This window comes from Citreicella sp. C3M06, assembly GCF_018860705.1.
In the GTDB taxonomy this organism is placed as follows: Bacteria; Pseudomonadota; Alphaproteobacteria; order Rhodobacterales; family Rhodobacteraceae; genus Salipiger.
This window is the reverse complement of record NZ_JAHKQA010000045.1, coordinates 32,815-58,444: the sequence shown is the minus strand read 5'-3', so window position 1 is coordinate 58,444 and position 25,630 is coordinate 32,815. Positions and strand designations below refer to the sequence as shown.

Annotated in this window: 31 protein-coding genes, 1 tRNA gene and 1 pseudogene; 13 read left to right on the top strand and 20 right to left on the bottom strand. The window is 64.4% G+C overall.

The features are described 5' to 3' along the window. Window positions 1-79: 79 nt before the first annotated feature. The 5 genes from KO516_RS10255 to KO516_RS10235 all read left to right on the top strand — a co-directional run bounded on the left by KO516_RS10255 (window position 80) and on the right by KO516_RS10235 (window position 5,097). On the top strand, window positions 80-1,681 hold the full coding sequence (locus tag KO516_RS10255) for a hypothetical protein (protein ID WP_216003690.1): 1,602 nt from the start codon (window positions 80-82) through the stop codon (window positions 1,679-1,681). Between the two features lie 352 nt (window positions 1,682-2,033). Next, window positions 2,034-2,345, top strand: a complete 312-nt coding sequence (locus KO516_RS10250) for a hypothetical protein (protein ID WP_216003689.1) — start codon at window positions 2,034-2,036, stop codon at window positions 2,343-2,345. After that, window positions 2,327-3,763: a hypothetical protein gene (locus KO516_RS10245; RefSeq protein ID WP_216003688.1), complete on the top strand. Its 1,437-nt coding sequence runs from the start codon at window positions 2,327-2,329 to the stop codon at window positions 3,761-3,763. Before KO516_RS10250 ends, KO516_RS10245 begins: the two co-directional genes overlap by 19 nt. A 386-nt stretch (window positions 3,764-4,149) precedes the next feature. Continuing rightward, the gene (locus KO516_RS10240; RefSeq protein WP_216003687.1) at window positions 4,150-4,581 is read left to right on the top strand and encodes a hypothetical protein; all 432 of its coding nucleotides are present in this window, start codon (window positions 4,150-4,152) and stop codon (window positions 4,579-4,581) included. A 75-nt stretch (window positions 4,582-4,656) separates the two neighbouring features. Then, on the top strand, window positions 4,657-5,097 hold the full coding sequence (locus KO516_RS10235) for a hypothetical protein (protein WP_216003686.1): 441 nt from the start codon (window positions 4,657-4,659) through the stop codon (window positions 5,095-5,097). 262 nt (window positions 5,098-5,359) lie between these two features. Here the strand turns inward: KO516_RS10235 and KO516_RS10230 are convergent, their stop codons facing one another. Both KO516_RS10230 and KO516_RS10225 read right to left on the bottom strand, forming a co-directional pair. Continuing rightward, window positions 5,360-5,614, bottom strand: a complete 255-nt coding sequence (locus tag KO516_RS10230) for a hypothetical protein (protein ID WP_216003685.1) — start codon at window positions 5,612-5,614, stop codon at window positions 5,360-5,362. Window positions 5,615-5,833: 219 nt separating this feature from the next. Continuing rightward, complete coding sequence (locus KO516_RS10225; protein WP_216003684.1) at window positions 5,834-6,622, bottom strand: hypothetical protein; 789 nt, start codon at window positions 6,620-6,622, stop codon at window positions 5,834-5,836. On the opposite strand from KO516_RS10225, the gene KO516_RS10220 reads away from it, so the two are divergent. Together KO516_RS10220 and KO516_RS10215 are read left to right on the top strand one after the other, a co-directional pair. Continuing rightward, entirely contained in the window at window positions 6,615-6,842 is a 228-nt protein-coding gene (locus tag KO516_RS10220; RefSeq protein WP_216003683.1) for a hypothetical protein, read from the top strand. The two genes, KO516_RS10225 and KO516_RS10220, sit on opposite strands and share 8 nt — an antisense overlap. Before the next feature lie 152 nt (window positions 6,843-6,994). After that, the gene (locus KO516_RS10215) at window positions 6,995-7,192 is read left to right on the top strand and encodes a hypothetical protein (protein ID WP_216003682.1); all 198 of its coding nucleotides are present in this window, start codon (window positions 6,995-6,997) and stop codon (window positions 7,190-7,192) included. Here the strand turns inward: KO516_RS10215 and KO516_RS10210 are convergent. From KO516_RS10210 to KO516_RS10185, 7 genes and pseudogenes are all read right to left on the bottom strand, one after another. After that, window positions 7,185-7,889 (bottom strand): hypothetical protein, encoded by a 705-nt coding sequence (locus tag KO516_RS10210; RefSeq protein ID WP_216003681.1) that lies wholly within the window; start codon window positions 7,887-7,889, stop codon window positions 7,185-7,187. The two genes, KO516_RS10215 and KO516_RS10210, sit on opposite strands and share 8 nt — an antisense overlap. 27 nt (window positions 7,890-7,916) lie before the next feature. After that, window positions 7,917-8,204: pseudogene (locus KO516_RS24735) on the bottom strand (DUF6538 domain-containing protein); the annotation flags it as partial. Then, window positions 8,205-8,279: transfer RNA gene (locus KO516_RS10205), tRNA-Gln, on the bottom strand. A gap of 81 nt (window positions 8,280-8,360) precedes the next feature. Continuing rightward, the gene (locus KO516_RS10200; RefSeq protein ID WP_216003680.1) at window positions 8,361-9,350 is read right to left on the bottom strand and encodes a diguanylate cyclase domain-containing protein; all 990 of its coding nucleotides are present in this window, start codon (window positions 9,348-9,350) and stop codon (window positions 8,361-8,363) included. Next, window positions 9,347-9,967, bottom strand: a complete 621-nt coding sequence (locus tag KO516_RS10195; RefSeq protein ID WP_216003679.1) for a heme NO-binding domain-containing protein — start codon at window positions 9,965-9,967, stop codon at window positions 9,347-9,349. Before KO516_RS10195 ends, KO516_RS10200 begins: the two co-directional genes overlap by 4 nt. A 156-nt stretch (window positions 9,968-10,123) precedes the next feature. Beyond that, the gene (locus tag KO516_RS10190; protein ID WP_216003678.1) at window positions 10,124-10,819 is read right to left on the bottom strand and encodes an HAD family hydrolase; all 696 of its coding nucleotides are present in this window, start codon (window positions 10,817-10,819) and stop codon (window positions 10,124-10,126) included. Beyond that, window positions 10,816-11,100, bottom strand: coding sequence for a DUF3572 domain-containing protein (locus KO516_RS10185; protein ID WP_216003677.1), 285 nt, complete (start codon window positions 11,098-11,100; stop codon window positions 10,816-10,818). The genes KO516_RS10190 and KO516_RS10185 overlap by 4 nt, the downstream gene beginning before the upstream one ends. 103 nt (window positions 11,101-11,203) lie before the next feature. On the opposite strand from KO516_RS10185, the gene KO516_RS10180 reads away from it, so the two are divergent. Continuing rightward, window positions 11,204-12,634: a diguanylate cyclase gene (locus KO516_RS10180; protein WP_216003676.1), complete on the top strand. Its 1,431-nt coding sequence runs from the start codon at window positions 11,204-11,206 to the stop codon at window positions 12,632-12,634. Between the two features lie 3 nt (window positions 12,635-12,637). On the opposite strand, the gene KO516_RS10175 is transcribed toward KO516_RS10180, so the two are convergent. From KO516_RS10175 to KO516_RS10160, 4 genes are all read right to left on the bottom strand, one after another. Next, window positions 12,638-13,117 (bottom strand): periplasmic heavy metal sensor, encoded by a 480-nt coding sequence (locus KO516_RS10175; protein ID WP_252737521.1) that lies wholly within the window; start codon window positions 13,115-13,117, stop codon window positions 12,638-12,640. Between the two features lie 29 nt (window positions 13,118-13,146). Next, window positions 13,147-13,494 (bottom strand): hypothetical protein, encoded by a 348-nt coding sequence (locus KO516_RS10170; RefSeq protein ID WP_252737520.1) that lies wholly within the window; start codon window positions 13,492-13,494, stop codon window positions 13,147-13,149. A 7-nt stretch (window positions 13,495-13,501) separates the two neighbouring features. Further along, entirely contained in the window at window positions 13,502-14,086 is a 585-nt protein-coding gene (locus KO516_RS10165) for an RNA polymerase sigma factor (protein WP_371742067.1), read from the bottom strand. Window positions 14,087-14,168: 82 nt separating this feature from the next. After that, complete coding sequence (locus tag KO516_RS10160; RefSeq protein WP_216003673.1) at window positions 14,169-14,888, bottom strand: EF-hand domain-containing protein; 720 nt, start codon at window positions 14,886-14,888, stop codon at window positions 14,169-14,171. A 251-nt stretch (window positions 14,889-15,139) separates the two neighbouring features. Between KO516_RS10160 and KO516_RS10155 the strand changes: the two genes are divergently transcribed. Next, complete coding sequence (locus KO516_RS10155) at window positions 15,140-15,598, top strand: DUF983 domain-containing protein (protein WP_216003672.1); 459 nt, start codon at window positions 15,140-15,142, stop codon at window positions 15,596-15,598. A gap of 62 nt (window positions 15,599-15,660) precedes the next feature. Then, entirely contained in the window at window positions 15,661-16,305 is a 645-nt protein-coding gene (locus KO516_RS10150) for an NUDIX domain-containing protein (protein WP_252737524.1), read from the top strand. Window positions 16,306-16,338: 33 nt separating this feature from the next. On the opposite strand, the gene KO516_RS10145 is transcribed toward KO516_RS10150, so the two are convergent. Continuing rightward, window positions 16,339-16,716 (bottom strand): hypothetical protein, encoded by a 378-nt coding sequence (locus tag KO516_RS10145; RefSeq protein WP_216003670.1) that lies wholly within the window; start codon window positions 16,714-16,716, stop codon window positions 16,339-16,341. Between the two features lie 120 nt (window positions 16,717-16,836). Here KO516_RS10145 and KO516_RS10140 point away from each other — a divergent pair, with 120 nt between their 5' ends. Next, entirely contained in the window at window positions 16,837-17,604 is a 768-nt protein-coding gene (locus KO516_RS10140) for an alpha/beta fold hydrolase (RefSeq protein ID WP_216003669.1), read from the top strand. 84 nt (window positions 17,605-17,688) lie between these two features. Here the strand turns inward: KO516_RS10140 and KO516_RS10135 are convergent, their stop codons facing one another. From KO516_RS10135 to KO516_RS10125, 3 genes are read right to left on the bottom strand one after another with little or no spacing between them, the layout of a single operon-like run. Beyond that, window positions 17,689-18,657, bottom strand: a complete 969-nt coding sequence (locus KO516_RS10135) for a LysR family transcriptional regulator (RefSeq protein WP_216003693.1) — start codon at window positions 18,655-18,657, stop codon at window positions 17,689-17,691. Between the two features lie 30 nt (window positions 18,658-18,687). Next, window positions 18,688-18,891, bottom strand: a complete 204-nt coding sequence (locus KO516_RS10130; RefSeq protein WP_216003668.1) for a hypothetical protein — start codon at window positions 18,889-18,891, stop codon at window positions 18,688-18,690. A gap of 43 nt (window positions 18,892-18,934) precedes the next feature. Continuing rightward, entirely contained in the window at window positions 18,935-19,270 is a 336-nt protein-coding gene (locus KO516_RS10125; protein ID WP_216003667.1) for a hypothetical protein, read from the bottom strand. Window positions 19,271-19,581: 311 nt separating this feature from the next. Between KO516_RS10125 and KO516_RS10120 the strand changes: the two genes are divergently transcribed. After that, window positions 19,582-20,868, top strand: a complete 1,287-nt coding sequence (locus KO516_RS10120) for an NAD(P)/FAD-dependent oxidoreductase (RefSeq protein WP_216003666.1) — start codon at window positions 19,582-19,584, stop codon at window positions 20,866-20,868. Between the two features lie 149 nt (window positions 20,869-21,017). Here KO516_RS10120 and KO516_RS10115 read toward each other — a convergent pair whose 3' ends face one another. The 3 genes from KO516_RS10115 to KO516_RS10105 are packed head-to-tail and all read right to left on the bottom strand — an operon-like array spanning window position 21,018 to window position 24,605. Further along, on the bottom strand, window positions 21,018-22,514 hold the full coding sequence (locus KO516_RS10115; protein WP_216003665.1) for a UxaA family hydrolase: 1,497 nt from the start codon (window positions 22,512-22,514) through the stop codon (window positions 21,018-21,020). 1 nt (window position 22,515) lies between these two features. Further along, window positions 22,516-23,613: a mannitol dehydrogenase family protein gene (locus KO516_RS10110; protein ID WP_216003664.1), complete on the bottom strand. Its 1,098-nt coding sequence runs from the start codon at window positions 23,611-23,613 to the stop codon at window positions 22,516-22,518. Continuing rightward, window positions 23,610-24,605, bottom strand: a complete 996-nt coding sequence (locus tag KO516_RS10105) for a zinc-binding alcohol dehydrogenase family protein (RefSeq protein ID WP_216003663.1) — start codon at window positions 24,603-24,605, stop codon at window positions 23,610-23,612. The genes KO516_RS10110 and KO516_RS10105 overlap by 4 nt, the downstream gene beginning before the upstream one ends. A gap of 107 nt (window positions 24,606-24,712) precedes the next feature. On the opposite strand from KO516_RS10105, the gene KO516_RS10100 reads away from it, so the two are divergent. Further along, window positions 24,713-25,597 (top strand): GntR family transcriptional regulator, encoded by an 885-nt coding sequence (locus KO516_RS10100; protein ID WP_216003662.1) that lies wholly within the window; start codon window positions 24,713-24,715, stop codon window positions 25,595-25,597. Window positions 25,598-25,630: the final 33 nt, after the last annotated feature.

Genomic DNA, 25,630 nt, shown 5'->3' with positions numbered 1-25,630 from the left:
GCGCGCACACGCGGTGGTTTTCATCTCGAAACCACCGCGTGTGCGCGCCCCCTCCAGGCAAGAAAGGAAGAGCAGAAAGATGATACAGGAAAAGACGATTAGCCCGACCAACGACACCACGGACCTCGAGCGCGCGCTCTGGCTCTCGAAACTGACGCCGTCGTCCCGTAACGCGACGATCGCCAGCCTCCGCTCACTGGCGAGCGCAATCGGACGCGACGGCAGGCTCTCAGTGGACGAACTGGAGGCCATCCTTCTCGACCCGTCCGTGGAGATCCGCGCGCTACTCGGCGACCGGGCTGCGCAGGTCCTGTCCGACGCAAGGCGTGCCTTACGGGTCTGGTCCGACGAGCCGACCCGCTGGCTCGCCGTAAACCTGCCGGGGCGAATCCCGACGCTCCGCGACGCCCAGCAAGCCGCGGGTCTCACGATGGGCCCGGATGATGCCAAGCGGGCCACTTCGGCCCTGGAGGGCCTCGCGTCCGCCGAGCAATCCACGACAGAAGAGATCGCTGCGACCGAGGCGACGGTCTCGGCAATTTTCAAGCGGCTGTCCCCCGAGGATCTGGACTGCAAGACGAGAAAAACACTCGAGAACAAGCGATCGCTCTGCCTGCGCGCCGTCCGTCTTGTCGACTGCTCTCGCAAAAAGGTGCGCAAGAACGACCTCGCCAACATGTCCGAAGCCGCGAAGCAGGCGTTGACTGCGGTTGAAGAGCGGCTGAAAAAGCATGAAACCAGCGCTCTGGCCATTGCGCGGCGGTTCGTTCTCTTTGCCGATCACTTCGGCGCGGATCTCGAAAACCTCGATCAGGGCTTGCCGTTTTCCTTCTACGAGGCCGAACGGTCCAACTTCTCGAACAGCCATGAAGAGAAACTGCGTCGCTTCGTGCGGGCTTGGAACGAGGCGGCATCCGTCACCGGCCTGGCCCGAGAATTGCCTACGCCCACGTTGCCGGTCCACCGGCAGGCGATGGTGAAGTGGCATGATGTTTCGCAATACATCCGCGCCCCGCTGGATCAAATCCTCGAAAAGGCCGTGTCGGCAAGGGTGGAATGCGCCTGGGAAGAGCTGGTTTCCGAAAGCACGGACGAAGAATATGCCGAGTTCGGGATATTCGAGGACGCTGGGGGAGAGGCCGGAGATGAAAACGCGGCGATCCCGATTGAGCCTGGAACGCGGAAGAATTGGCGCGATGCTGCGAAACGTGCCTGGCACGCGGCTCAAGAAGACCATCGGATCACGAGCAAACCGGCGTCCCAGGATGACCTCTTCGACACCTCAATTGCCAAGGCGATGGTCGTCGGCGCCCGAAAGGCCCGCCGGGCGCGCGTCGAGGCGAGCGGGGAAACTTGGAATGCAAAGGAAGAAGGCCGCTACGAGCATTCCCTTGTCGAGACTCTGTGCGCCATCGCGCGCCACATCGGGATCGACGAGACCCGGCTGAGCGCCCTCGAGGAATTCAAGGTGTCCATCGACCCGATGGTCGTGGCCACGAAACTGAAGAAGGACGGGACGAAGACCCGTGTCTACACCAGCCGCAGGATCGGCAAGAGGCACAAGTTGAAACTTGCGCGCTTTTCCGAGGAAAGCCGGCTGCGCCGGTATTTCGAGGCCCCCGGCGAGCTCTGGAAAATGGCTTGCAAGGGCCTTCAGAAGGGTCGGCGCCCGAGCAAGTAGCATATCGCTTTGGCTCGTAACGCTCTTTTCCTTCGGATTTCCCAATACACAGGCCCGCTGCGCAGGACCAGCCTCGTGGGCCTGCGCCACGAAGGTGACGACCCGCACCTGATCCTTCCCACGGGCAGCGGCGGCACCGGGACCCTCATAATCCCGGCAATCGAAACGAAGACGTTGAGCGAACTGCACATCCAGATCGATCCGGAGACGGTGAAGATGATCAAATATTATATCGCGCATTTTCTCCCCGAAGCCCGCCGCCTGGCCCGTGCCCGAGTGGGCAACCCGCACTTGTTCCCGGGCTATCCGAAAAAAAAACGACGCGTCTGCGCATCCGCCGGGCTTGGGACACATGTCCAAGGAGAAGGCCAACAATACCTTTCGCAATCAGCTGTGGCGGCATTTCAGGATCGATCTGAATCTGCATGTCATGCGGCATCTCGCCGGCAAGATCATTCTCGATCAGGATCCCAGCGCCATGGAACTGGTGCGGATCCTGCTCGATCACCGGCGCATCGAGACGACGCAGAGCTACTACGCCGAAGTCAACGCGATCATCGCTCAGCACCGCTATCTGCATCTTCTCGAAAGGAGCCAGCGGAGCGTGCTTGCGAAGGTCAATTTCAATATCGTGGAGGATCACGCATGCCGAAACACCGGGTAACGGCACCGCGCGACGCCTGGCCGGACGTCCTGCGCGTCCGGTTCGATGCGCTTTCGCTTACGGAACATCAAAGACACCGCCTCGGCCAAGCACTTGGGCGGTGGGTCCTGCTCGCGCCGGACCCTCTCGAGGTGACGCGGCAGACGTGCGAAGCCGTAATCGCACCAATCCAGCGGGCGCGGAGGGATGTGGCAGCGAGCATGCGGCAGGTCCTCGGGCTCGTCTTCCCCGAGGCCGCGCCCATGCTCTATTCCCTGCGCGAACCGAGGCGTCGCAACCCGCGCGACCCGCGGGCCGATTTCGCGGAGCATCTGAAACGACATCTGAGACGATGCCCGCAGGAGTGGCAGGATCGCGCCGCGCCGATGTTGATCATCGACCCGGACGGTCTCGAAGATGGGCTGCTGGTTCAGGCATGGGCTGCCTCGACGCTGAAGAGGTGCGTGGAAGCGGCTGGCAGATACTTCGACTGCTGTCGCGAATCCAGCCTGCCATGCGTCCTTCATTCTGCCGGGGTGAAGGCCCGTCTGAGAAAAATGCAGGAAGCTGGTAGCAGACCGGCAGCCGCAACTATTGAGATCGCGAGCCTGCTTGCGTTCTCGAGTGCCCTGTTCCCGGAAAAGGATCATGGCTGGCTCGAAAGGACCCATCGGAGCCTGAAGAAAATCGCTGCGGCCTCCCCGTCACGCAATGCCGGCCGGGCTCTTCCCACCGACGATCTCAGGCATTTTGGCCTGGAGATCTTTGAGCTGGCAGATCGAAAATTCGACGAGGCACGCCTTCGACGCGACTTCGAAGAGGCCCACATGTTGGCGCGGACAGCCCTGGCACTCGTGTTGCTGACGGAAGCTCCGATGCGCGTCGGTGCGCTCGCCTCGGTCGATGTCACACCCGGCCTTCTGTCACGTCTTGTCCTGATACATGTGGAGGGGTGCGACACGAAAACAGGCGAGGCGGAGACCAGGCTCTTCAGCAGCGAGGCCGTACGGTGCCTGTCCTTCTACATTTCCCGGCTCCGCGCCGCGATGGCACTACCCACGGAGAACAAGCTCTTCGTCGGCGACAACGGTCTCGCCGTTCTCGGTGCTACGCTCTCGGAAAACATCGGACGCCTGACCGAAGATCGGCTCGGCCGCCGTGTCACGGCGCACCCGATCCGCCATTCGGCCGCGAATTTCATCGTCGCACGCGCGCCGGAGGAGGCCGCCCTCGCGTCGGTCATTCTCGGTCACCGCACGCGCGGTGTGACACCGGTCTACACGCGCCGGGCCGGTCAGGTCCTGGCGAGCAAGACCCATGCGGAGGCGGCAAGGCGCACCGCCGAGCGGCTCGGCGCGGATACGGAGGTATTTCGTCGAAAAGGGGCGAAAAACCCGCGCAGAAAGCGGCACGACCGGGCTCTCCGAAAGAAGCGGTAGAATGCATCCGAAGCGGCGCCGCGGTTGTCCGTGCCCGGGTTGATCAACGTGCATGCGGCCACGCGGCGTTGGAGGGGAATTCGATACCCGCGTCGGGGTGGTAGTCAGGACAAGGCGACCCGCCGGCACGGCCCTGGGCGCGAAGGCTTACCAGTCCGAAGCCAGATTGCTGCGGGAGCGCCCAGTCGGACCCAATGGTGAGGCATTCGGAACGGGAAGTTGGGAAGCTGCTGCCGGCGATCTCGGCGCGCCCCTTCTCGCGAGGGCGCACCGGTCTCAGCCGGACAGCGCGGAATGAAACGAGGGTCGGCCAATGAAATTCCTTCGGCTGCTACCGGGAACGCCTACCTGAAACCCCGTCCAAGGAAAGGAGGTGAGGACGCTTGATGCGGTCACGACTGTCCGTGCAAGGAACGCCAACATCAGATGGCAAGCACAGCGAAGCCGCGGTGCGAGCCGCCGAACAGTTCGTCACGCGAAAATATCAGGTGCTCGTCCATGGGGCGGGACTCCTAGGAGGCGTCGGCGCGCAGGGCCGGTGCGTGAGGTTGACCGCGCGCTTGCGGCGGGCCGATCGCATGGACCGACATTGCTGGCGCGAACTGCGGTGGCTGCGCGATCTATTCTGTCTGCAGATCGGCGATGATCCCGAAGCACCTGGCGCGGCGCATTTCTGTGCGCTCTCTCCGGACGACCCGGCGGTGCATGATCTGTGCCTGCTGGCGGAAGCGCTTGGCGACCTGCTCGCCGAAATCGACATCGCGCAGACGCAAGTCGTTTCGGAGGAGACCGCCAATGCGGGCCGCGACGCGGCCTGACCTCTCCGCCGGCGTGCGCGCCGGCGACTTGAATGGCGGTCGCATGGTGCGCCGCCGGAAAACCAAGGAGTGGTCATGCGCAATACATATCTTCAGATTTCGCTGGAGGAACTCTTTACACATATCCTGCTGGAAACCCGGCAGATCAGTGACGGCCTCCGGTATGCCGACATCTTTTCCTCCGCAGTCGAAAGGGCATGCTATCTGCGCGACCTCGCGATGCTTTCCGGCAATAGATGGATCGATACCGATGCGGTCAGGAACCTCGAGCCACTCATCCGTCGTCTCGACGCGGAACTGGAAGACGAGACGATCGTCATCGTGCAGGTGTTACACGGCCACAACGATCCCGAGCACGGTGCCGTGGGATCTGTAGAGAAGCGACGGGATCTGACCGAGAAGGGGAAGACCGTTCTATCGCTGCTGCAGGGCCTCCGGCGGCTGCGATGGATGCTCGAGGTCGCGGATGCGCGGATCAATGCGGAAAGGCTCGTGAATCGGCGCCTGCACGTCTGATTCCATCTCGGGAGCTGCGGAGACCCGCCCTCGGAAGGGTGGGTCTCGGCTTCTGTCTTTCTGTCGTTCTGTCTTTGACCTGTCCCCGCCGCGCGCAGGGCGCGTGTGATCATGCATCCAGTTTCCTGATGCCCTTTCGTGCCAATGGCGCTTCCTGTCCGGTCGCGGCCAGCCACGCACGAGATTTTCCGATCGGTGCCGGGACAGCACTGGGCCGGGCACGATCCGCGCAGCGAGAACTTCGACGACAAAGCTCTGACAGCTATCGCGGACAAGGTGGCCGCACGCTCTTGCTGCGCTTCCTTTCCACCACCAGTGGACGCGGCTTCCTGAGCGGTTCCTCGACCGGCTCCGGAGAGACGTCACCGGCGTGGACGAGGGTTTCCCTGAGCCTTGCTTCGGCGCTCCTGCCGATGCGCCCCAAGCGACGATGCAGCCTGGCTGTATCCGCCTCGGGCACGAGGAAGCGCCGCCGCAAATTGAAGCGCGTCGGAAAGTCGAGCTTGGCTTCGGCCATCTCGACGGCCTGCGCAATCGCGAGCTCATGCGGTGCCGGACCCCCAGTCTCGATCGGGCAACCCCAGGCGATATCGAGAAATTTCCGGCCAGCCATTGTCCGGGTGTGCACGACAATTCCCGGACGCGCAGTCGACTTGGTGAGGCCAGCGCGCCGGCTCGGAAGAGCGCACACCACAAGATCCCCCGCCACGAGATCGACAGGCCGACAGCCTGGCTCCTAGACCACCGGCTCAGCAGCAGCCACAGGCGCGTTTTCGATTTCCTCCGATTCCTTGGTGACGCTGTGCTTCGCGGCGGGAGCGTAGAATGGTTTGTCATCGACCAGGAACAGCAGATGTTCGACCGCTGCCGTGGCCTCTTCGCTGGCCGGCATCGTGAGCGAATACTGTCGCCTGAGCGTGATGATCTGGGACGCGACCTCTTTCTCATCGAGTGCGCTGCATTCATTCCACGGATAAGCCGACGGCGCCTTGCGGCCGGAGATGGCGGCTTCGAACACGATCTCGTCCGTTTCCGCGTCCCGGAGTTGAACGGCGGAAACCTCGCGCCGATCGGTCAAGGCCACCTCGACATCGAGAGCCGACTGCATTGCGGTGCGATTGCCCACGATGATCGGAAAGCCAAACCGCCTATCGTTGCCGACTTCGATGCCGTAGTCGACGGCATCGAGCATGTCTTTTAACTCCAGAAGGCCATGATCCGAATAATGCCGGTCAATGGTCTTTCCCTCGAGGTGGCCGAGGATCCGCTGACGCGTGCCGGTATCGATGCCGAGACCCATCAGCTTGGAGGACAGGGTGCGCCGCATGGCGTAGATATCTTCACGGGCGTCTTGAAGCTTCAGCGTCTTCAGGGGTTTCCGCAACCGATCGCCGAAGATCTGTGAGCGCCGTCCATGACTCTTGTCTGGCTGAACTTCAGGGAAAAGCCAGGTTTCACCACTCTTCCTTTTCGCGACGACCCATTCCCGGAAGCCCAGATCGAGAAGGGTTTGCGGGATGGGCAAGGACGCGTCGAGATTGTTCGTTCTTCAGCATGGCGTCCTCCTCGTCTCCGACGAAGAGGCAGAGGATCCCGTCCCGGCGGACTACGTCCGGGATCGCGGCCTGAAGGATTTCCTCTGGGCGGACGCCCATGGTGATCATGACGAGCGGGACCCAATAGATCGCGTCGCGGATGATGATGCATTTGCGCGCGGTGGCTTTCCGGCCGCGCTGCTTCGGTGACGATGTGCCGAGATAGATCGGCGAGCGCAGGAGCCTCAACACATGCTCGAGCGACCAAGACATCCGCCGCTTTGGCGCGACACGCGTTTCGGAAGCTTGCAGGGTGTCTTCTGAGACTTGTGCCACGCGCGCAACCGGTTCTTCAGTTGCACATGGGAGGGTACGAGGCGATCATCGTCATCGACATCCCTTCCGACACGTTTCCGCCCGAGCGCGGCGCGAAATATGCGATTGAGCATGTCGCGCTGGACGAAAAGGTATCCGTCGGTGAGCCGCGGTATCAGTTCCTGCACAAGCCGGCGGCGCTTATCAGGCACCGACAGCGTGTCGAGATTCAGGATTTCATATAGAAGTTGAGCGTCTCTCGCATCGGCGTCGCGGATCTCCTGCAAAGGGGCACAAGTCTTTGCCGATCTTCTCATGCCTGTTCCGGCCGTGGCCTTTTCCCCAGCCTTTCGGCAGCATCCATACCTTGAAGAGGAACTCGAAAGACCGCTCGAGCACGATCGATGCCACGGGCACGTCGCCGAAATACGCCAAGGCGAGTTTTCCGATGACCCGGATCTTGGTCTCCACGTCTTGCGGGGCCTCTTCGCAGGCCTTCTCGATCGCCTCCGACAGCAGCATGGGCGGCTTCATAGCCTCCCGGTTCGGCGACAGACCATGATCGATCAGCAGATCCCGCCCGACATCGAGCGGGTCATCGAAGTCCCGCTCGACTCGCGCGCGCAAATCGTTGAGGCGGCGTAGAAGGGAGAGCACTTGCCGGGCAACTGCGGGTGCCTCGAGGGCCGCTGGGTCGAGGCCATTCTGCCGAGCGATCTCACCGGCGAACGTGGACGCAACAGACCAGTCCCTTGTCCGCTGAGCGTCCCGGATGTGGCCAGCCTCTGTATCGATCCGGTCCAGATAGGACTCGGAAATCTCGGTCACAGACTCGCTCTCCTGCCGGGCGATCATGCCAGCCACAGCCCGCCGCACAATCTCTTTCAGCATCGCCTGGACCCGGGCCTCGCTGACGGGGCTGTCCTGTAGTTCTTCGAGCACGTGCTTCTCTCCTGCCTCGACCGCGGAGAGCAAGTCGGCCGACCGCTTTACCGCTTCGGCGAGGAGGTGGGTGCGGAGCGAAACCGACAGAAACGCGGGCGCGCCGAGACACCGGATTTTTTCGGGCCAGCGCCGCCGGAAGTAGAAGATCCCGTTTCTGCGAACGAGGTGAAGCCCCCATTTTCTCGACGGTTCGCGCGTCCTGCACCGCGCACGATGTGAACCAGTTTGTGAACCACCACGACGTGGAAACGGGAGGCTGGCCGCTTGATCAACGGCTATCCCATTGGGAAGTACGCAATTTTTCGAGGACATTGGCTGGGGTGGTAGGATTCGAACCTACGGTACACGGTACCAAAAACCGATGCCTTACCACTTGGCCACACCCCAACCGTGCGGCGGGGTTTACGATACGCATACGCTATGCGCAAGACCCCTATTTCGAAAAAATTGCGAATTTCTGAGACTGCTTCAGCGATCCTCTTTCTCGGGTTCCGAGACCGAAAACGCGTGTTGCGCTCTGCCATGGCGTTTGGCGGAATACAGTGCCTCATCAGCCCGTTCGAGCAGTTCTTCGGCCGTTTCCAAGGGGGTTGCATCCGGATGATTGAAGGCAATTCCGATGCTCGCGGACACTTGGCACAGATCGCCATCGACCTCGATCGGTTGCTCGATCCGCCCGATCAGACGATCCGCAAGGTCGGCGAGCCGAGTTCGATCTCGCAGCCCGGACAGGATCAGCACAAATTCATCGCCCCCGACCCGCGCGACCAGGTCGCTCTTGCGAGTCAGCTCCAGCATGATCTTCGCCACTACCCGCAGGACGTGATCTCCGGCCGCATGCCCCTTGGTGTCATTGACCTGCTTGAAAAAGTCGAGATCGAGATGCAACAGGGCAAAACACTCACCGCCGCGGATCAGCCGTTTGAGCGCCTCGTCCATTGCCCGGCGGTTCCGCAACCCGGTGAGAGCATCGGTAAACGAACGCTGCTCGGCAACAAGCATCGCGCCCTGAAGCCTCCGGTTCAGCGTGCGTGACGCTTCCATTGCGGCGGATTTTGCCTCGACCAGATAAAGCATGTCGATCGCAAGATCCGTCACGGCGAAATCGGTGCTGGTCAGAGTGTGCATCCGCACCGCGTCGACCACGCCGATCCCGAAGGACAGATTCACGATCGCCCCGCCGTCGCCATCGGGCACCACAAGACCCTTGAGCGTGGCCTTCGCACGACAGCGCAACCGGGTCTGCAACCGGCGACCCGCAAGGTCCAGCAGCATCGGCACTGTCTCGGCCCGCTTCGGGCGGTACACCTCGAGAACATCGGTGAAATGTCTGCCCTCGCTACAGACGTGGTGCATCAGCTTGAGCAACGTCGGCCCGACGTGCCGCACCTTGCCGTCGGCGGAAATCGACAGATGCATCGGCATCAGGGCATCAAGCGCATCGGACGACAGTTTCACGATGCTTTCTCCCGCCGGACCGGTGGAGGCGCCGCGGCCAGTTCGAAACTGCGCCCTTCGGCGAAATCGGTTTCGACGACGGTGATGTCGATCACCTCGGCCTGCCCGAGCGCGCCGCGATGATCAAGAATCACCAGCGCGCCGTAATCATCCGCCATCGCGCGCAACACGCCGACCAAAACATGGCCAAAACCCGGCATCTCGGACAGGCTTCCATGACAGGACAGCAGGAATTGCCCCGGCACGGAATCGGTCAACTCGAGCTCGGGCAGTTGCAGATCGGCCACCGCCAGCCGCGTGCGCCCCGGCAGATCCTCGAGCGAATGCAGGAAGTCAAAGAAATCGACGCCGCCATAGCGCATCAGACGCCGCAACCCTTCGTTGTTGGGATGCGTGATCAGATAGGTACCAATGTCTTCGAGCAGCGCATCACGCGGTTTCTCGAGGCACATGCTGGCCGCCTCCAGCACCTGTTCGACGGTGCGGATGTCGTAGTCGAGCATGGCTTCGAAATCGTCGAAGTCGAGCTTTGCAAGCTCGGCGATCTTCTGCCAGATGCTCAAACCGTAGGTGTCTTGCAGGAAGCACTGCAAAGTCCTGGCGATCAAGCCGTGCATGTTTCTGTTCCGCCTATGCGTTCAAAGACTCTGTTCATGTGAAGAGTCGTCTAATCTTGAGAGCCCAAATCGGTTGTCGTGCCCAAACTAGGCCCGACCCTGCCGATCCCGGATTAAGAAGACCGCAAAGAAGCGAATTTTACCGAAATATTCGGCTCAGGCCGCAAGCCATGACGGCAGGTGCCCGATGTCGGGCAGCACCACATCGGCGTGCGGCGCAAGGCGATCCTCGCGGATCGGCCCGGTCAGGACGGCGACGGTCTGCATCCCTGCCCCGCGCCCCGCGACCAGATCATGTTCGCTGTCACCGACCATCACGATCCGCGCGGGCGCGATCCCCGTCGCCGTAGAAAAGGCCAGCAAAGGCGCCGGATCGGGCTTGGCACCGTGGCCGCTGTCGAACCCGGCGATGAAGGCGAATTGCTGCTCGACACCGGCTTTGCGCAGATGGATGCGCGCCGCGGCCTCGGCATCATTGGTCATGACACCAAGCGCCAGCCCCAGCGCCCGCAGATCCGACAGCAAGGGCAGAAGCGGCACCGCTTGCACCAGCGGCGCATCGTCGGCCGTGCCCAGAAGATGCGCTTCCACCTCGTCGGCACTGCGGTGCGGCAGCGCCGAAGCAAGGCATTCGGCGGCCTGCCGATTGGTGCCAGCGATCACCGGGCTGTCGGCGGTAAAGTGTTGATTTACGAGATCGAAGCCCGAGGCCTGCGCCAGCGCTGTCATCAGCGCCGCATCGCCCCCCGAGAGCGCCATCAGCGTCTTGCGGCCCCATGCATCCCAAGTGGCGCCGAATTCGAACAGCGTGCCATCCTTGTCGAACAGCACCGCATCGGCGCGCAGGCTCATGTCCAGTGCACCTCGCCGCCGCCCGGAAGATGGGCGCGGGCCGCGCGCGGCGTATCATAAGGCAGGCCCTGCGCGTCGCAGAATCGCGCCACCCATGCATCGTCCATCAGGATGAAATCCAGTACAGCACCCTGAAAGCCCGGATCTTCGAGCGCGTCCCGGAAATCCTGCTCGGATGCGCCGGTCGCACCAAGAAACACCGGCAGGAGATCGTCCTGCCCTGCCATCCAGGCCACCGCCTGAAGCCCGACCAAGTCGGCAAGTTCTCGCGATACCGTCATTTTCACCAGACGTATGAAAGAGTTTGTTAACCAGTTTATCCGAAGAGTAAACGCAGAGGATGCAACACCTGCATCTGCCTAACCGAACGTTGAGGCGCGCGCAATGACAGGTCGGATTCTGATCGCGGACGGGGTTCCCACCAACCGGATCGTGCTGCGAGTGAAGCTCACCGCAGCTTATTACGAAGTGCTGCAAGCGGGCAGCGGCGCGGATGCGTTGCGCCTTGTTGCGCGCGACAAGCCGGACCTTGTGATCGTCGCGGCGGATCTCGCCGACATGAGCGGTGCGGAATTCTGCCGCCGTCTGCGTTCCAGGCCCGAAGCGGTGGAGACACCGGTCATTGTGGTGCCCCCCGACAGCGACCGCGCCGACCGGCTGACCCTGCTGGCCGCTGGCGCCGACGAGGTGTTGCCCCGCCCTGTCGATGAACTTGTGCTGCTGGCACGGCTGCGCAGCCTGCTGCGCGCCCGCAACGCCGAAGACGAGCTGCGCATGCGCGAAGTCACGCAAAAGGCGCTTGGCATGGCCGAGGACACCGCCGGATTCGAAGCCCCGGCGCGGGTGACGGTGGTGCCGGTGCAACCCGAGATCCCCGTGCGCAGCGCCGTCGCCACCTTGCGCACCCGCCTGCGGGACCGGATCGAAGCGGTGACGCCCGACATGGCGCTGCGCCACGATTGCGCCGGGACCGATGTCTTTGTCATCGTCGATACCGGCACGCGGGCCGGGTCCGGCCTGTCGCTGCTGACCCAGCTGCGCGCCTCGCCGCTGTTCCGGCAGGCGGCGATCGTCTATGTCAGCCGCCCGGAGTGTCGGCGCGAAGCGGCCAGTGCGCTGGATCTTGGCGCCGGCGATCTGCTCTCGCAGGGCTTTGACGCCGAAGAGCTGGTGCTGCGCCTGCCGCGGCAGATCGCCCGCAAGCGCACCGAGGACCGGCTGCGCGACACCATGCGCAACAGTCTGCGCGCCGCGGTGACCGACCCGCTGACCGGACTTTACAACCGGCGCTATGCATTGCCCTACCTGTCGCGCCTCGCCGAACGGGCGGCGGCGCATACCCGCCCCTATGCGCTGCTTCTGGCCGACATCGACTATTTCAAGCGCATCAACGACACCCACGGCCATGCCTCCGGCGACGTCGTTCTGGTCGAGGTTGCACAGCGCATCTCGCAGAACCTGCGGGCGGCGGATCTTGTCGCGCGGATCGGCGGAGAGGAATTCCTCATCGCCATTCCCGATGCGGCCCCCGGCGTTGCCAGCCGCACCGCAGAGCGGTTGCGCCATGTCATCGGAAGCGTCCCCTTCAGCCTGCCCGGGCCGGGGACAAAGGCGATTGACGTCACGCTCAGCATCGGCGTCGCGGTGGCGATGCCCGGAAGCGGCGAGATGCCCGAAACCCTGCTGGATCATGCCGATCGGGCGCTTTATGCCGCCAAGGGTGCCGGGCGCAATCAGGTGATGCTCGCGCCCGGTGCGCCGCCAAAGCTCATCAGCCCCGAAGCCTCGCTGCGCGCCGTTTCCGGCGGGCGCTGAGGCTCAGGGCCTCGGGCCGTCGTGCTTGCGGATGCGCTGCGCCATGTCGGTGATCCGGGCCTCGAGCCGGTCGGCATAGGCAGCCCGCTCTGCCGGTGGCAGTTCGGCGATGAAGGCCACCATCATCTCGCGGCCCAGCGCCTGGCGCGCCTCGGCCTTCTGGTCCTGGCGCCCGACCGCCGCCCCGAAGGCCACCGGATCGAACGGGTCGTCACGCAGCAAACCAAGCGCTTCGTGGTAATTGGCCAGCATGTCGGGCGGCCCGCCACGCTCAGGCCGTTTGTCGAACGTCCCGCGCAGCTTGCGGCCGAAATCCTGCCTTTGCTGGTCGGAAAACGCCCCGGTGTAAGCGAAAGCATAATCGCGCCCGCGCGGTGCGCGGTGGTCATCGGGGCGCAGCAGCACCGCGCCAAGCCCGACCCCAAGCACCGCGACGTTCAGCGCGAGCGAGCCAAAGAGCAACGCCCGCATCCCTTTCGACATCCCCGCCATTTTCCTGTCATCGCCCATCATCAAAGCCCCAGCATCGCGTAATCATAGGCACTGGCCGGTTCAGCCGCGCTGATCAAACTGTCCGTTGTTCCCATTCCTGTCCAGTCAGACGGCGCAACCGCCCCGAGCCAGACCCCTGCCACGCAGGCTGCCGCCAACCCCGCCATCGCGGGCCAGCCGCCAAGCTGTCCAAGCGCCTCGCGCAGCCAACCGGACCGTCGTTCCGGCACGGGCCGGGATACGGCGCGCGGTACAGGCTGCTCGGCCAGCGCCATCGCCTCCATCCGGGCCAGCCAGTCGCCCGAAGCAAGGGGCGCGTCATCGCGGGCAGCGTCAAACCAGGGGGCGAGCGGCCCGTCGTCACTCATCTTTCTGTCAGTCATCATCATACCCCAGCTCATCGCGCCGCGGAGCCAGAAGCCCCTCAAGCGCCTTTCGGCCGCGCGCGGTAAGGCTTTCGACAGCACGCACCCCGATGTCCATGATCTCGGCGATCTCGGGGTTCGAAAGCCCCTCGAGATGCCGCAGCACAACCGCCTGTTTCTGCCGCTCTGGCAGCGCATCAAGCGCAGCCTCAAGCGCCTGCCCGCGCGCCGTGTCTTGCAAGGCGCTGGCCGCCGAAGGCGCGGGATCCTCGGGTTCGGCCACAGACTCAAGATCGGCAAACCCGCCGCGCCGCCGTCGCATCCGGTCGATGCACAGGTTCGACACCACGCGGTAGAGCCATGTCGACACCTGCGCCTCGCCCGTGCGCCAACCGGGGGCCGCTCGCCACAAGCGCAGCAGCGCCTCCTGCGCCACGTCTTCGGCCTCGGCACGATCCTTCAGCATCCGCATCGCGACGCTGAACGCCTTCGGAGCAAGCCGAAGCGTCAGGGCACGCGCCGCCGCAGGCTCGCCAGCCGCATAGGCCGCAAGCAGGGCCTCGTCGTTTTGATCGCTCATCGCGTCATATGGCATTCGGTCCATCCCGATGCGCTAGCCCGAAGCTGCGCCCGAAGCAATGGCCGGGGCAGCGCAAGGCCGCCCCGGCATGGTCCTGTCACTCCGCCGGCTGGGCGGGCGGCATCGGAGCGTCACCTTCCGGCATCGGCGGACGGTGCATGTCCCTTGGCCCGTGCTCGCCGCGCGGGCCGTGCTCACCATGCATCCGTGCCTCGCGGTCGCCCTTGTGACCATGGCGCGGGCCGTGGTCGCCGTCGCGACGGCCATGCTCACCGTGACGCGGGCCATGATCGCCGTGGCGCATGCGCTCGCCGTCCTTGCCTTCGCCGCGCATCCGCGGCTGCATCTGCTCGAGCGCCGCCAGCTCTTCGGCACTGACCGTGCCGTCCTCGTCCACGTCAAGCCGCGTGAACAGACGCTCGGGGCCGCGGCGATCACCGGCCGTGAGCTCTTCAAGGCTCAGCTTGCCATCCTTGTCGGCATCGAACCGTTGCAGCATCTGCTGCTGGCGGCGCGCCTCGCGGGCGGCCTCCTGTGCCTGACGAAAGGCGGTCAGTTCGTCCGCTTCCAGCGCGCCATCGCCGTTGGCATCGGCCTCGGCAAAGGCGCCGGCCGGCCCGGCAGCCGTGAGCTCATCCTGCGTGATGGTGCCATCACCGTCAGCGTCGAGCGATTTGAACATCTCGACCATCATCGGCGCTCCGCCGGCGCGGGGGCCTTGCCCCTGCTGCTGATCTCCGGGAGCGGCGATCACGAAGCCGCTGGTCCCGATCACCGTCAGAGCGGCGCCGATAAGAAGCTTTGCCTTGCGTGTCATTGCTGCGATCTCCTGTTTCTCGCATCCTGTCGGCACCCTGTCCGGCCGCCGATCTGTAGCTTCCACGCCGGGGCCACGCGGTTCCGTCGCAACGGAGCGGAAAAGTTTGCACGACGTAACGTCAGGCGCTGTGAGCAGCGCAACGATGCCTTCTTTTCGCGACAAGGCGCCGCAAGGGGCAACTGCCCCCTTCCCTTGTGCGCCGTCCTGCCCCACCTTGGCGCCGGACGATGGGGAGGATCGTTTCCGACATGACAGACCAACCAATGACATCAAGCGATGACCCCGCCGAAGCGCCGCTGGACGGCGCACCGCGGCTTTACACCCCGGACGCCCTGACAGAGCGCCCGACGTGGCCCTCGGTCTGGAAAGGCCTGCGCAAGCGCTGCCCGAACTGTGGCAATGGCCCGCTTCTGCGCGGCTATCTCAAGGTGCGCGACCATTGCCCGGTGTGCCGCGAGCCGCTGCACCATCACCGCGCCGATGACGGGCCCGCTTACCTGACGATCCTGCTGGTCGGTCATGCGATGGCCCCCGCGCTGCATATCGGCTTTGTGGTCTGGAGACCGGAGCCACTGATCCTGCTCACCGTGCTGGGAACCGGTGCAACCGCGCTGACGCTTTTTCTTCTGCCCCGGCTCAAGGGCGCGATCATCGCGTTTCAATGGGCGCGGCGCATGCACGGCTTTTCGCAGACGGAGACAACGTGACTGAGGATACGACACCCCCCATCGACAAGACGGCGATCCGGGATGCGGCCACGGTGATCGTGATGCGCAACAGGGGCGGCAGCCCTCGGGTGCTGATGGGGCAGCGCGGCGCGAGTGCCGCCTTCATGCCCAACAAGTTCGTCTTTCCGGGCGGCGCAGTCGATGCGGGCGATGCGGACATTCCCTTGCCCAAGGCGCTCAGCTCGGCCTGCCGAGACCGCATCGAGGAACAGTCCCGCCCCGGTCTGTCGGGGGCGCTGGCCGCAGCGGCGGTGCGCGAACTGTGGGAAGAGACCGGCCAGATCCTCGGCACGCGGGGCAACTGGGCCGCGCCCCCGCCCGACTGGCGGGGCTTTGCCGACACCGGGCATGTGCCCGACGCATCGAACCTGCGATTCGTGTTCCGCGCGATCACCCCGCCCGGCAGGCCGCGCCGCTTTGATGCGCGATTCTTTCTGGTCGACGCCGAGGCGCTTGCTTCGGACCCCGACGATTTCTCTGCCGCGTCGGACGAGTTGAGCCACCTGCAATGGATCGCGCTGGACGAGATCCGGCATTTCGACCTGCCCTTCATCACCGAAGTTGTGCTGGCCGAGGTTGCTGCCCGCGCCGGTCAGGACAACACCCCCGAGTCGGTGCCGTTCTTTCGCAATGACGATGAAGAGAGCCTGTTCCTGCGGCTTCACGGGCGCGCCATGCGCGAGTGACGCCCGAAATCCGGCCTTGAGAGCCGGGCTCTCTCAGACGAATCGGCGCCAGACCAGCAGGCCGAGCACCACCGCGATCACCAACAGCGCATCAAACATCAGGCTGGCCAGCAGCGCCAGAAGCCTGCCCTTGCGGCGATCGGCAAGGTCGAGCCGCTTCAGATGGGTTTCGATCCGCTCTGCCGAGCGCAGCACTTCGGGGCCATCAAGCACACGCGCCTGTTTGGGGTGCCCGACCATGCGCCGCGCTTCGATCACCCTTGCAAGATCGGCGCGCAAGCCGCGTGGCAACATCCGGCGCGCCTGCCGCGCACGCTGTTCGAACCCGCCGCGCCGCAGCCTCAGCTTGTCTTCGAAGACCTGCTCAAGACGCGCCACCGCGTCCCCGATATCGTGTTCTGCCATCATCATGCCGACCCGTAGATGTGCCCAGATGCCGCCCCGATGCAAGGCGCCCCGCACAATCGGTTTCGAAACATCGCACAATTGTCGGCATTCCCTTTGGCGCCCAGCTGTCTTAGATCTTCGGACATGCTGAACACTCTTTCCCACGGTGCTGCCACCGACCTGCCGCCCCTCGTCATCGTCCATGGTCTTTTCGGCTCGGCGCGCAATTGGGGCGTCATCGCCAAACGCCTGTCGGATGTGCGGCAGGTGATCGCCGTCGACCAGCGCAACCACGGCGATTCGCCATGGACGCAGACCCACGGCTACGAAGACATGGCCGCCGATCTGGCCGAGGTGATCGAAGCCAACGGCGGGCGGGCCGATGTGCTTGGCCATTCCATGGGCGGCAAGGCGGCGATGATGCTGGCGCTCAGCCGGCCCGAACTGGTGAACCGCCTCATCGTCGCCGACATCGCGCCTGTGACCTATAATCACACCCAGACCCAAAACATCGAGGCGATGCGCGCCGTCGATCTGTCGCGGGTCGAGCGGCGCTCGGATGCGGCGCAGCAGCTCGAAGCTGTGTTGCCCGATGCGGGGCTGCGCGCCTTTTTCCTGCAATCTCTCGACATCAAAGAGCGCCGCTGGAAGCTGAATCTGGATCTGCTGGCCAGCGAGATGCCAAAGATTCTGGCGTTTCCCGACCCCGGATCGGCGCTGTTCGACGGGCCGACGCTTTTTCTGTCCGGCGCCGACAGCGATTACGTGCAGCGCGGCCACCGAGATCGCATCCGGGCGCTGTTCCCGCAGGCCCGCTTTGCCAAGATTCCCGGCACCGGCCACTGGCTACATGCCGAAAAACCGCGTGAATTCGAGGCGGCGGTGCGCACCTATCTGGCAGCCACGGGCTGACAGTTTCGATTTTTTCGAATCTGTCGCGGCGGGATCTGCACCCCGCCCACCATGGCTTGCAAACCTTATGGCCCGGCTATCGCGTCAGTCCGCCGCCAGCACGCGCAGCTCGGGCTCGAGCCATGGCAGCAGGCGCAATGCCGGGGTGATGACGAGGCCTGTCACCAGCTTGCGCATGCTGCGCGCCACGTCACGCGGCACCCTGTCAGACCAGTCCGATGCGGCAAACAGCGAGATGGTGCGTGAAAAGGCCTGCATCGGCAACGGATGCGCTTCGAGCCGGTCGTGCAACCGCCCCGCGCGCATGTAGCCCAGCGGCGTGGTGATGCCCCAGCCAACACCGCGCGCCACCAGCGTCATCAGCGCCAGATGCGCGCCGATCTCGAACCGCTCGGGATACTCCAGTTTCAGGCGGGCCAGATGCGTCTCGATCTGGCGTCCGATCAGCTGGTCGCGATCATAGCGCAACATCGGCAGGCCACGCATCAAGGCCTCGGCCCCGCCAGCCTCGGCCAACGCGCCGCGCGCGCAGACCAGCATGAACGGATCGCGCACCAGCGGGTATTCGATCACCCCGTCCATCACCGCGCCGGAACTTGCCGCGATGGCGATGTGTAACCGCCGCTCGCACATCGCCTGCGCAATCTCGTGGCTCGGCGCGGTGACCAGCTTGAATCGGCAGCGGGTCATGTTCTCGGCAAGGATGGTCACCAGCTGCGGCGTCAGATCGTTGTCGAAATCGTCAATCACCCCAAGGTTGAGCGTCGACAGATGCGTCAGGTCCATCACCGTCAGCTCGTTCTGCGCCAGTCGCAGCTGGCCCAGCACGCTTTGCGTGCGCAGCAGGAACGAGCGCCCGGCCTGAGTCAGCTGCATCGGGCGCCGTCCGTGATCGACCAGATCCGCGCCAAGCGCCGCTTCGAGATTGCGCATCTGCTGGCTGACAGCCGGCTGGCTGAGGCCGGTCTTCTCGGCGGCCTGCGCCACCGATCCGCTTGCCGCAAGCGCTTCGAACACCTCGAGCCCGCGCAGGGTGACCCCCTTCATCAGCATCATCCGCCCTCTCTCTGCCGCACGGCACATTCAACTTTTCCGAAACTCCTCCTTGCAGGTCAAGCATTGTTCCGCGGACCGTCCCCCATCGGAAAACCGCCCCTGCCCTTCCAGCGTCACAGACATCGCGATCCGGTTCGCATCGGGATTGCGCAGCGGGGCCACGACCGCGAAAAGGATGCGCCTGCCGCGCAGCGCGAGGGCGCCCATGCCATGCCAGAACTCACCGCCCATCGCCGGCGCCAAAGCGGCGCTGCGGCCCGGATCGCGTTCGGGCTTATAGCCCTTTGCACATCCGTTCGGACCGGTCGACATAGGCCGAATAGCGTTTCCAGAAGTCTTCGTCGCGCTTGCGGTCCGATTGGCGAACCTCCTGTGCGCTGTGCGGGTCCCTGTAAAAAGCCACCGCGCGGCTCTGATCAGAGCTCGACAGCTCGACATTCGCCGCAGCCTGAATGCAGCCGCACAGGCTCGGATTGCTTGCCCGCCGCTCGCTGGCATTGCAGGCGTTGCTGATCGGCCCGACAGCGTAACGCACAGATGTCGTCTCGCGCTGGCCGCCTCCACAACCGGCGACCACGCTCAGCGCCAGAACGCAGCTCAAAGCTCTCATGGGTGTCTTCCTTCCGCTCGAACGCTCCGTACGGGGCTTTGCGCCCTCCTCATGCAGGAGCTTTCGGACAGAATGCCTCAAGTGGCAGCAGGATACAATTCACCTGAGCGTCAGGTTATCCCGATATCTTGTGCTGCATACAACGGCATCCAGCACATTGAATTACCGCATGATTATGAGAAAAGCTCAATGCGACGCTCACGTTTTGCTGAGCAATGCTGCCATGCGGCGAACCCCTCTGGCCTTTCGCGCGGCTCTGCCCTAGCCCAGCGCCAGGGGAGGTGGCAGCAGTATCGGAGCATTGGGTCAACATGGACAAGAAGCATCATGTCGTGGTGGTTGGTGGCGGTTTTGGCGGGCTTGCCTGCGTACGCGACCTGAAGGGTGACAACCTGCGCATCACGCTGGTGGACAGCCGCAATCACCATCTTTTCCAGCCGCTGCTCTATCAGGTCGCCACATCGATCCTGCCCACCTCGGAAATCGCATGGCCGCTGCGCCACCTGCTGCGGGACCGCCCCGAAGTCGAAACGCTGATGGCCGAAGTGACCGGCGTCGATGCCGCAACGCAGACCCTGCGCTTTGAGGACGGCGGCTCCATCCATTACGATACGCTGGTGCTCGCCACCGGCGCGCGCCATTCCTATTTCGGCCATGACGATTGGGAGACCGCCGCACCGGGGCTGAAAACCCTTGAGGACGCAACCGCAATCCGCCGCCGCATGCTGTCGGCCTTCGAGGCCGCCGAGCGCAGCACCGACCCGCAAGAGCGCGCCGCGCTGCTGACCTTTGCAGTGGTTGGCGCCGGGCCGACCGGGGTCGAGCTGGTGGGCATCATCGCCGAGCTGGCGCAGCGCATCCTGCCGCGCGAATTCCGCCACATCGACACCCGCGAAGCCCGGGTCATGCTGGTCGAGGCCGGGCCGCGCGTGCTTGCTGCATTCCCCGAGGATCTGTCGGCCTACACCAAGCAGGCGCTGGAAAAGCTGGGGGTCGAGGTGCTGTGCGGCACCGCCGTGACCGCTTGCGACGAAGACGCCATCACCATCGGCGACGCACGCATCCCCGCCCGCACCTCGATCTGGGCCGCCGGGGTCAAGGCCAGCCGCGCGGCGCAATGGCTCAACATCGAAGGCGATCGCGCGGGCCGTGTGCCCGTCGGATCAGACCTGACGGTCGCCGGGCATCCCGAGATCTTTGTCATCGGCGACACAGCTGCGGTCACCAACGTCGACGGCAAGCCGGTGCCGGGGGTTGCGCCTGCCGCCAAACAGCAGGGCGAATACGTCGCCCGGCTTCTGGCGCATCGGATCTGTGGAAAGTCGGCGCCGGGGCCGTTCCGCTACCGGCATAAAGGCAGCCTTGCCACCATCGGCCGCAAGGCTGCGGTGGCCGATTTCGGCCGGATCAAGCTGAAGGGTACGCTGGCGTGGTGGGTCTGGGGCCTTGCCCATATCTACTTCCTGATCGGCACCCGCAACCGCGTCGCCGTGGTCTGGAGCTGGTTCTGGTCGCATACGACCGGGCAAAGCTCTGCGCGATTGATCACGCAGGGCAAGCAGGGGCTGGCGGTACCAAAAGCCCCTAGCATGGAATAAGCCCGCTGAACGTCAGGCGCGCGGCACGCCCGCGCCTGACCGCATCTGCACCAATAGATCACCGGGCGTGGGGTACAACCCGCGCTGCTTCAAAACCAAAAGGCGGCGCCTTTCAGCACCGCCCCGGTCTGTATCTTCTGGCCTGACGCTCAGAGCACCGCGCCGATCTTCCACGGCACGAATTCGTTGTCGCCGTAGCCGAATTCCTCGGAGGCGGTCTTTTGCCCCGACGCGGTGTCGAGCAGCAGATCGTAGATATGTTGCCCCATCTCGCTCAACGAGGTGCCCTCTTCGACCACCACACCGCAATCTATGTCGATATCCTCAGGCATGGAACGCGCAAGATCACTGTTCGACGCCAGCTTGATCGACGGCGCCGGCTTGGCCCCGAAGCACGAGCCGCGCCCGGTGGTAAAGGCGATCAGGTTCGCCCCAGCCGCCACCTGCCCCGTCGCCGCAACCGGATCATAGCCGGGGCTGTCCATGTAAACGAACCCGTTGGTGTCGATCTTTTCGCTATAGGCATAGGCGCCGGACAGCGGCGCCATGCCGCCCTTGGCCACCGCGCCCAGCGATTTTTCAAGGATGGTGGTCAGGCCACCCTTCTTGTTCCCCGGGCTGGGGTTGTTATCAAGCGAGGCGCCGTTCTTTTCGGCATAGTCGCGCCACCAGTCGATCATCGCCTCGATCTTCGCGCCGGTTTCGGGCGCGGCGCGGGCGATCAGCAGATGCTCTGCCCCGAAGATCTCGGGTGTTTCCGACAGAATCGAGGTGCCGCCCGCCGCGACCAGCATATCCGAGGCCACGCCAAGCGCCGGGTTGGCGGTGATGCCGGAAAACCCGTCAGAGCCGCCGCATTGCATGCCCAGCGTCAGCTTCGACACCGGCTGTTCGGTCCGCACGTCCTTTGACGCCGCCGCCGCGATGGGTTCAAGCAGTTCGACAGCGCGCCGCACCGCCGAACGCGAGCCGCCGACCTCTTGAATGTTGAAGGTATGAAAGCGCTCGCGCGTCCAGTCGCTGGGTTGGTACAGCGTCAGCTGGTTGACCTCGCAGCCCAGACCAACGATCAGCACACCGCCAAAATTGGGGTGATCGCGATAGCCCTTCAGCGTGCGCACCAGCGCATCGAAGCCTTCGCCCTTGTTGGACATGCCGCAGCCCTGATCGTGCACGATGGGGGCGAACCCGTCGATGCCGGGATATTTGGGCAGCAGCAGGCGATTGGCCTCGGCGGCGATGGCGTCGCAGACGGTGCTTGAACAGTTGACCGACGCCATGATGCCAATGAAATTGCGGGTACCCACGCGCCCATCGGGGCGGGCATAGCCCATGAAGGTCTGGCGCGACGGGGCTTGGGGCAGCCGCGCGGCGATCGCGCTATGGGCATGGCTGCCCTCGGGCAGCGCGCAATTATGCGAATGCACGTGATCGCCCGCCTTGATCGGCGCAGAGGCCACAGCCATCAGCTGCCCGTATTTCAGGATCGGCGCCCCTTGCGCGATGTCAACGCGCGCAACCTTGTGGCCGCGCGGAATGTCGGCGCCCGCGGTGATGCCCTCGCGGGTCTCACCGACTGCCATGTCGGACAGCACCACCGCAACGGTATCGGCGGGATCGAGGATCATGATCGTCGGCGCAGCCATGTCAGGCATCCTCTCTGGCGCAAAGCGCATCAAGCGTCGGCGCGGCAAAGGCAGGGTCCACCTCGCGCACCCAAGCCAAGAAGGCGCCGATGCGACGCTCCAGCTTTTGCGCGTGGTTCTGCGCGATATCCGCGATGCGGTGATCGAGGAACGGGTTGGCGAAGCGTTCCAGCGTCACGGTCATATAGGCGCGCGCTTCGTCTCCAAGGCCGCGCAGGGCGAAGCCGGGCAGCACCTCGGTTTCCATCACCGCCTTGACCTTGCCGCCAACCTCGCCCGCAAGCAGCTCGCGCACGATGGCATCAGGATCGGCATCGCCCGCCATCCAGAAGGCCGCCATGGCCGTGTGCCCAAGGTTGAGGATATGCAGTTTCAACCGCTCGATCTGTTCCAGATCCGGAACCATTTGCACCGACGGGTGATCCACCGGGGTAACCAGCCCCTCTTGCGCCTCGATGGCCCAAAGCGCGTAGGGCTCGGCCACCGCGCCCACCGGATCAATGGGTTCGGAGACGATGCGGTCCACAAGGCTGTCGACCCAGAGGCAAGCGCTCAGCCAGTCGATCAGCGTCGCGTCGGCGCCTTGCTGCGCGGCGATCTCCAGCACGCGGGCGCGCAGGATGGTGCCGTTCTCGGGGATCAGTTCCATCGGATAGATCGTCAACGGCGCTTTGCCCGCCGCAAAGCGCGCGGCAAGCAGATGGAACAGCTTGGCCGGATAGCTCATCGCCTGACTCGGGCGCGCATCAGCATCGGCGGGCTGCGCATCGAAGCCCGAGTCAGAGGTGTTCGACAGGATGATCTCGGCTTCTTCCGTAATGACGCGGGACAGCTCTGCCCAGTCAAGCGCGGTCGACAAAGTGCGCTTGACGCTGGTCACCCGGCGTTCCTCGTCGAGCACCGCGCCGTCCATCATGCCGCGCACCCGCACCGGGAAGCCCTCGGGCGCGGCCAGCGCCCCAAGCCGCGCGGCGCGGGCACTGTCGCCCGAGCTTTGCACCACGGTGATCGACCGCGCCGGCGTGCCTTCGCAGAAGAACAGATCGGCGTGGGCTTGAAGGAACCGCGAGGTTCCAAATTGCACGATGGGGGTGATCATGCGGCCACCTCGATGATCGCCTTGACCACGGTGCCCCGATCGGCCGCCCATTTCGGCAGATCACTGACCGCGCCGTCGATGCTGGTGCTGTGGGTGGCGATCTTGTCGACAGGGACTAACCCCTTGGCCATGCAATCCATCACGTGCTGGAAATCGACGTCCAGCGCGTTGCGCGAGGCGAACAGCGTGGTTTCGCGCTTGTGGAATTCGGGGTCGGCAAAGCTCAGATCACCCTTCACCACCGACAGCAGCACGTAATTGCCGCCATGGGCGAGATAGTTCAGCCCGGCGTTCATCGCGCCGATGTTGCCAGTCGCGTCAAACAGCGTGTCGTAAACGGTGTCGCTCGCCTCGGACACCAGTTCGATTTGCGCCGACTGCACGATCTCCTGCGCCAGCCGCAGCCGGTCGGGCGAGGTATCGCGCAGGGTGACGCTGGCCCCGGCGATGGCGGCGAACAGCGCCGCGCCCACGCCGATCGGGCCCGCGCCGACAATCAGCGCCGTGCCGCCCGAAACGCCGCTGCGCCGCACGCCATGCGCGCCGATGGCAAGGAATTCGACCATCGCGGCGGCCTTGGGCGACAGATCACCGGCGGGGATCAGGTTCGCCTCGGGCACGACGATTTCCTCGCACATGCCGCCATCGGTGTGCACGCCCAGCACGGCGATGTTCTCGCAGCAATTGGGCTTGCCGATCTCGCAGGCGCGACAGGTTCCGCAGGTCAGATAGGGGTTCACCACCACCAGATCGCCGGTCTTGATGCGGCCATCGGCGCTGTCGGCCATGGCGCGCGCGCTCAGCTCGTGGCCCATCACGCGGGGGTACTGAAGAAACGGCTGGTTGCCGCCATAGATGTGATAATCGGTGCCGCAGATGCCAATGGCCTGAATTGCAAGGCGCAGATGGCCCGGCTTGTCTTGCGGCCGAGGGCGGCGCACCACGGTCAGGGTTCCGGGCTCGTCGCACAGAAGAGCGGTCATCTCGGTCATCGGGGATCCTCCATAGGCACCGGGCGCAGACGGAGTCGCGCCACCTTTACGGTCTTTTATAAATAAAATACCATACCTCGCAAGATCCAATGAACAGGAGCCGAGTCATGTCGCGCGAGAACCGGACCCTCAAAGCGGCGGTGAATGCCGCACTGGACCATCTTGGCACGCGCACGCCGGGCGACGCGCTTGGCTCCGAGGCGGATCTGGCGGCGCGCCTGTCGATCAGTCGCACCACGGCGCGCGGGGTTCTGGCGCATCTTGCCGGGGCCGGTGTGATCGCGTGGGAGGGGCGCGACAAGACATTGCTGCGCGCCCCCTGCCCCGAGGATCGCTTTGCCCCCGAGGAAACCGCCCCCGCGCAGGAACGCGCCGAAGCGCGGTTTCTGGAATGGATCCTGCGCACAGACCTGGCCCCCGGCGCGCGCATCAACGAAACCGATCTCGCCCGGCAGATCAAGGTGCCCACCGCCACCGTGCGCGACCTGCTGCTGAATTTCAGGACCAGCGGGTTGATCGAGAAGAACCCGAACAAACACTGGACATTTCTGGGATTTACCCGCGACTATGCGGTCGAGATGTGTGACATGCGCGAACTGATCGAACGCGCCGCGCTGGCCTGCCTGACCGCTGATCCCGCCCACCCGTCGCTGCCCGAGATCCGCGAGATGGAACGGCTGCACATCGCGCTTCTGGCCCGCGACGATTCGGCGATGTCCGAGTTTCCCGCCCTTGACGCCCGGTTTCATCGCATCGTCTGCGAGGCCGCGAACAACCGCTTCTTCGACGAATTCTCGCATCGGATCTCGATCATCGTGCATTACCACTACCAGTGGAACAAGCGCGACGAGATCACCCGGAACCGGGCGGCGATCCGCGAACATCTGTCGGTGATTCAGGCCATCCTGCAAGGCGACAGCAACGCCGCCCGTGGCTTTTTCGACGACCATCTCACAACCGCGCGCAAGACCCTTCTCGCCTCGATGACGTGACCCCTGAGGCGGCGATGTTGGCGAAAACCGCAC

What these genes read in the sequence shown, in the direction of transcription:
- KO516_RS10255 (WP_216003690.1), top strand. Translation starts at nt 80, where the DNA reads ATGATACAGGAAAAGACGATTAGCCCGACCAACGACACCACGGACCTC.
- KO516_RS10250 (WP_216003689.1), top strand. Translation starts at nt 2,034, where the DNA reads ATGTCCAAGGAGAAGGCCAACAATACCTTTCGCAATCAGCTGTGGCGG.
- KO516_RS10245 (WP_216003688.1), top strand. Translation starts at nt 2,327, where the DNA reads ATGCCGAAACACCGGGTAACGGCACCGCGCGACGCCTGGCCGGACGTC.
- KO516_RS10240 (WP_216003687.1), top strand. Translation starts at nt 4,150, where the DNA reads ATGCGGTCACGACTGTCCGTGCAAGGAACGCCAACATCAGATGGCAAG.
- KO516_RS10235 (WP_216003686.1), top strand. Translation starts at nt 4,657, where the DNA reads ATGCGCAATACATATCTTCAGATTTCGCTGGAGGAACTCTTTACACAT.
- KO516_RS10230 (WP_216003685.1), bottom strand. Translation starts at nt 5,614, where the DNA reads ATGGCCGAAGCCAAGCTCGACTTTCCGACGCGCTTCAATTTGCGGCGG.
- KO516_RS10220 (WP_216003683.1), top strand. Translation starts at nt 6,615, where the DNA reads ATGGGCAAGGACGCGTCGAGATTGTTCGTTCTTCAGCATGGCGTCCTC.
- KO516_RS10215 (WP_216003682.1), top strand. Translation starts at nt 6,995, where the DNA reads ATGGGAGGGTACGAGGCGATCATCGTCATCGACATCCCTTCCGACACG.
- KO516_RS10195 (WP_216003679.1), bottom strand. Translation starts at nt 9,967, where the DNA reads ATGCACGGCTTGATCGCCAGGACTTTGCAGTGCTTCCTGCAAGACACC.
- KO516_RS10190 (WP_216003678.1), bottom strand. Translation starts at nt 10,819, where the DNA reads ATGAGCCTGCGCGCCGATGCGGTGCTGTTCGACAAGGATGGCACGCTG.
- KO516_RS10185 (WP_216003677.1), bottom strand. Translation starts at nt 11,100, where the DNA reads ATGACGGTATCGCGAGAACTTGCCGACTTGGTCGGGCTTCAGGCGGTG.
- KO516_RS10180 (WP_216003676.1), top strand. Translation starts at nt 11,204, where the DNA reads ATGACAGGTCGGATTCTGATCGCGGACGGGGTTCCCACCAACCGGATC.
- KO516_RS10175 (WP_252737521.1), bottom strand. Translation starts at nt 13,117, where the DNA reads ATGTCGAAAGGGATGCGGGCGTTGCTCTTTGGCTCGCTCGCGCTGAAC.
- KO516_RS10170 (WP_252737520.1), bottom strand. Translation starts at nt 13,494, where the DNA reads ATGAGTGACGACGGGCCGCTCGCCCCCTGGTTTGACGCTGCCCGCGAT.
- KO516_RS10165 (WP_371742067.1), bottom strand. Translation starts at nt 14,086, where the DNA reads ATGCCATATGACGCGATGAGCGATCAAAACGACGAGGCCCTGCTTGCG.
- KO516_RS10160 (WP_216003673.1), bottom strand. Translation starts at nt 14,888, where the DNA reads ATGACACGCAAGGCAAAGCTTCTTATCGGCGCCGCTCTGACGGTGATC.
- KO516_RS10155 (WP_216003672.1), top strand. Translation starts at nt 15,140, where the DNA reads ATGACAGACCAACCAATGACATCAAGCGATGACCCCGCCGAAGCGCCG.
- KO516_RS10150 (WP_252737524.1), top strand. Translation starts at nt 15,661, where the DNA reads ATGCGCAACAGGGGCGGCAGCCCTCGGGTGCTGATGGGGCAGCGCGGC.
- KO516_RS10145 (WP_216003670.1), bottom strand. Translation starts at nt 16,716, where the DNA reads ATGATGATGGCAGAACACGATATCGGGGACGCGGTGGCGCGTCTTGAG.
- KO516_RS10140 (WP_216003669.1), top strand. Translation starts at nt 16,837, where the DNA reads ATGCTGAACACTCTTTCCCACGGTGCTGCCACCGACCTGCCGCCCCTC.
- KO516_RS10135 (WP_216003693.1), bottom strand. Translation starts at nt 18,657, where the DNA reads ATGCTGATGAAGGGGGTCACCCTGCGCGGGCTCGAGGTGTTCGAAGCG.
- KO516_RS10130 (WP_216003668.1), bottom strand. Translation starts at nt 18,891, where the DNA reads ATGGGCGGTGAGTTCTGGCATGGCATGGGCGCCCTCGCGCTGCGCGGC.
- KO516_RS10125 (WP_216003667.1), bottom strand. Translation starts at nt 19,270, where the DNA reads ATGAGAGCTTTGAGCTGCGTTCTGGCGCTGAGCGTGGTCGCCGGTTGT.
- KO516_RS10120 (WP_216003666.1), top strand. Translation starts at nt 19,582, where the DNA reads ATGGACAAGAAGCATCATGTCGTGGTGGTTGGTGGCGGTTTTGGCGGG.
- KO516_RS10115 (WP_216003665.1), bottom strand. Translation starts at nt 22,514, where the DNA reads ATGGCTGCGCCGACGATCATGATCCTCGATCCCGCCGATACCGTTGCG.
- KO516_RS10110 (WP_216003664.1), bottom strand. Translation starts at nt 23,613, where the DNA reads ATGATCACCCCCATCGTGCAATTTGGAACCTCGCGGTTCCTTCAAGCC.
- KO516_RS10105 (WP_216003663.1), bottom strand. Translation starts at nt 24,605, where the DNA reads ATGACCGAGATGACCGCTCTTCTGTGCGACGAGCCCGGAACCCTGACC.
- KO516_RS10100 (WP_216003662.1), top strand. Translation starts at nt 24,713, where the DNA reads ATGTCGCGCGAGAACCGGACCCTCAAAGCGGCGGTGAATGCCGCACTG.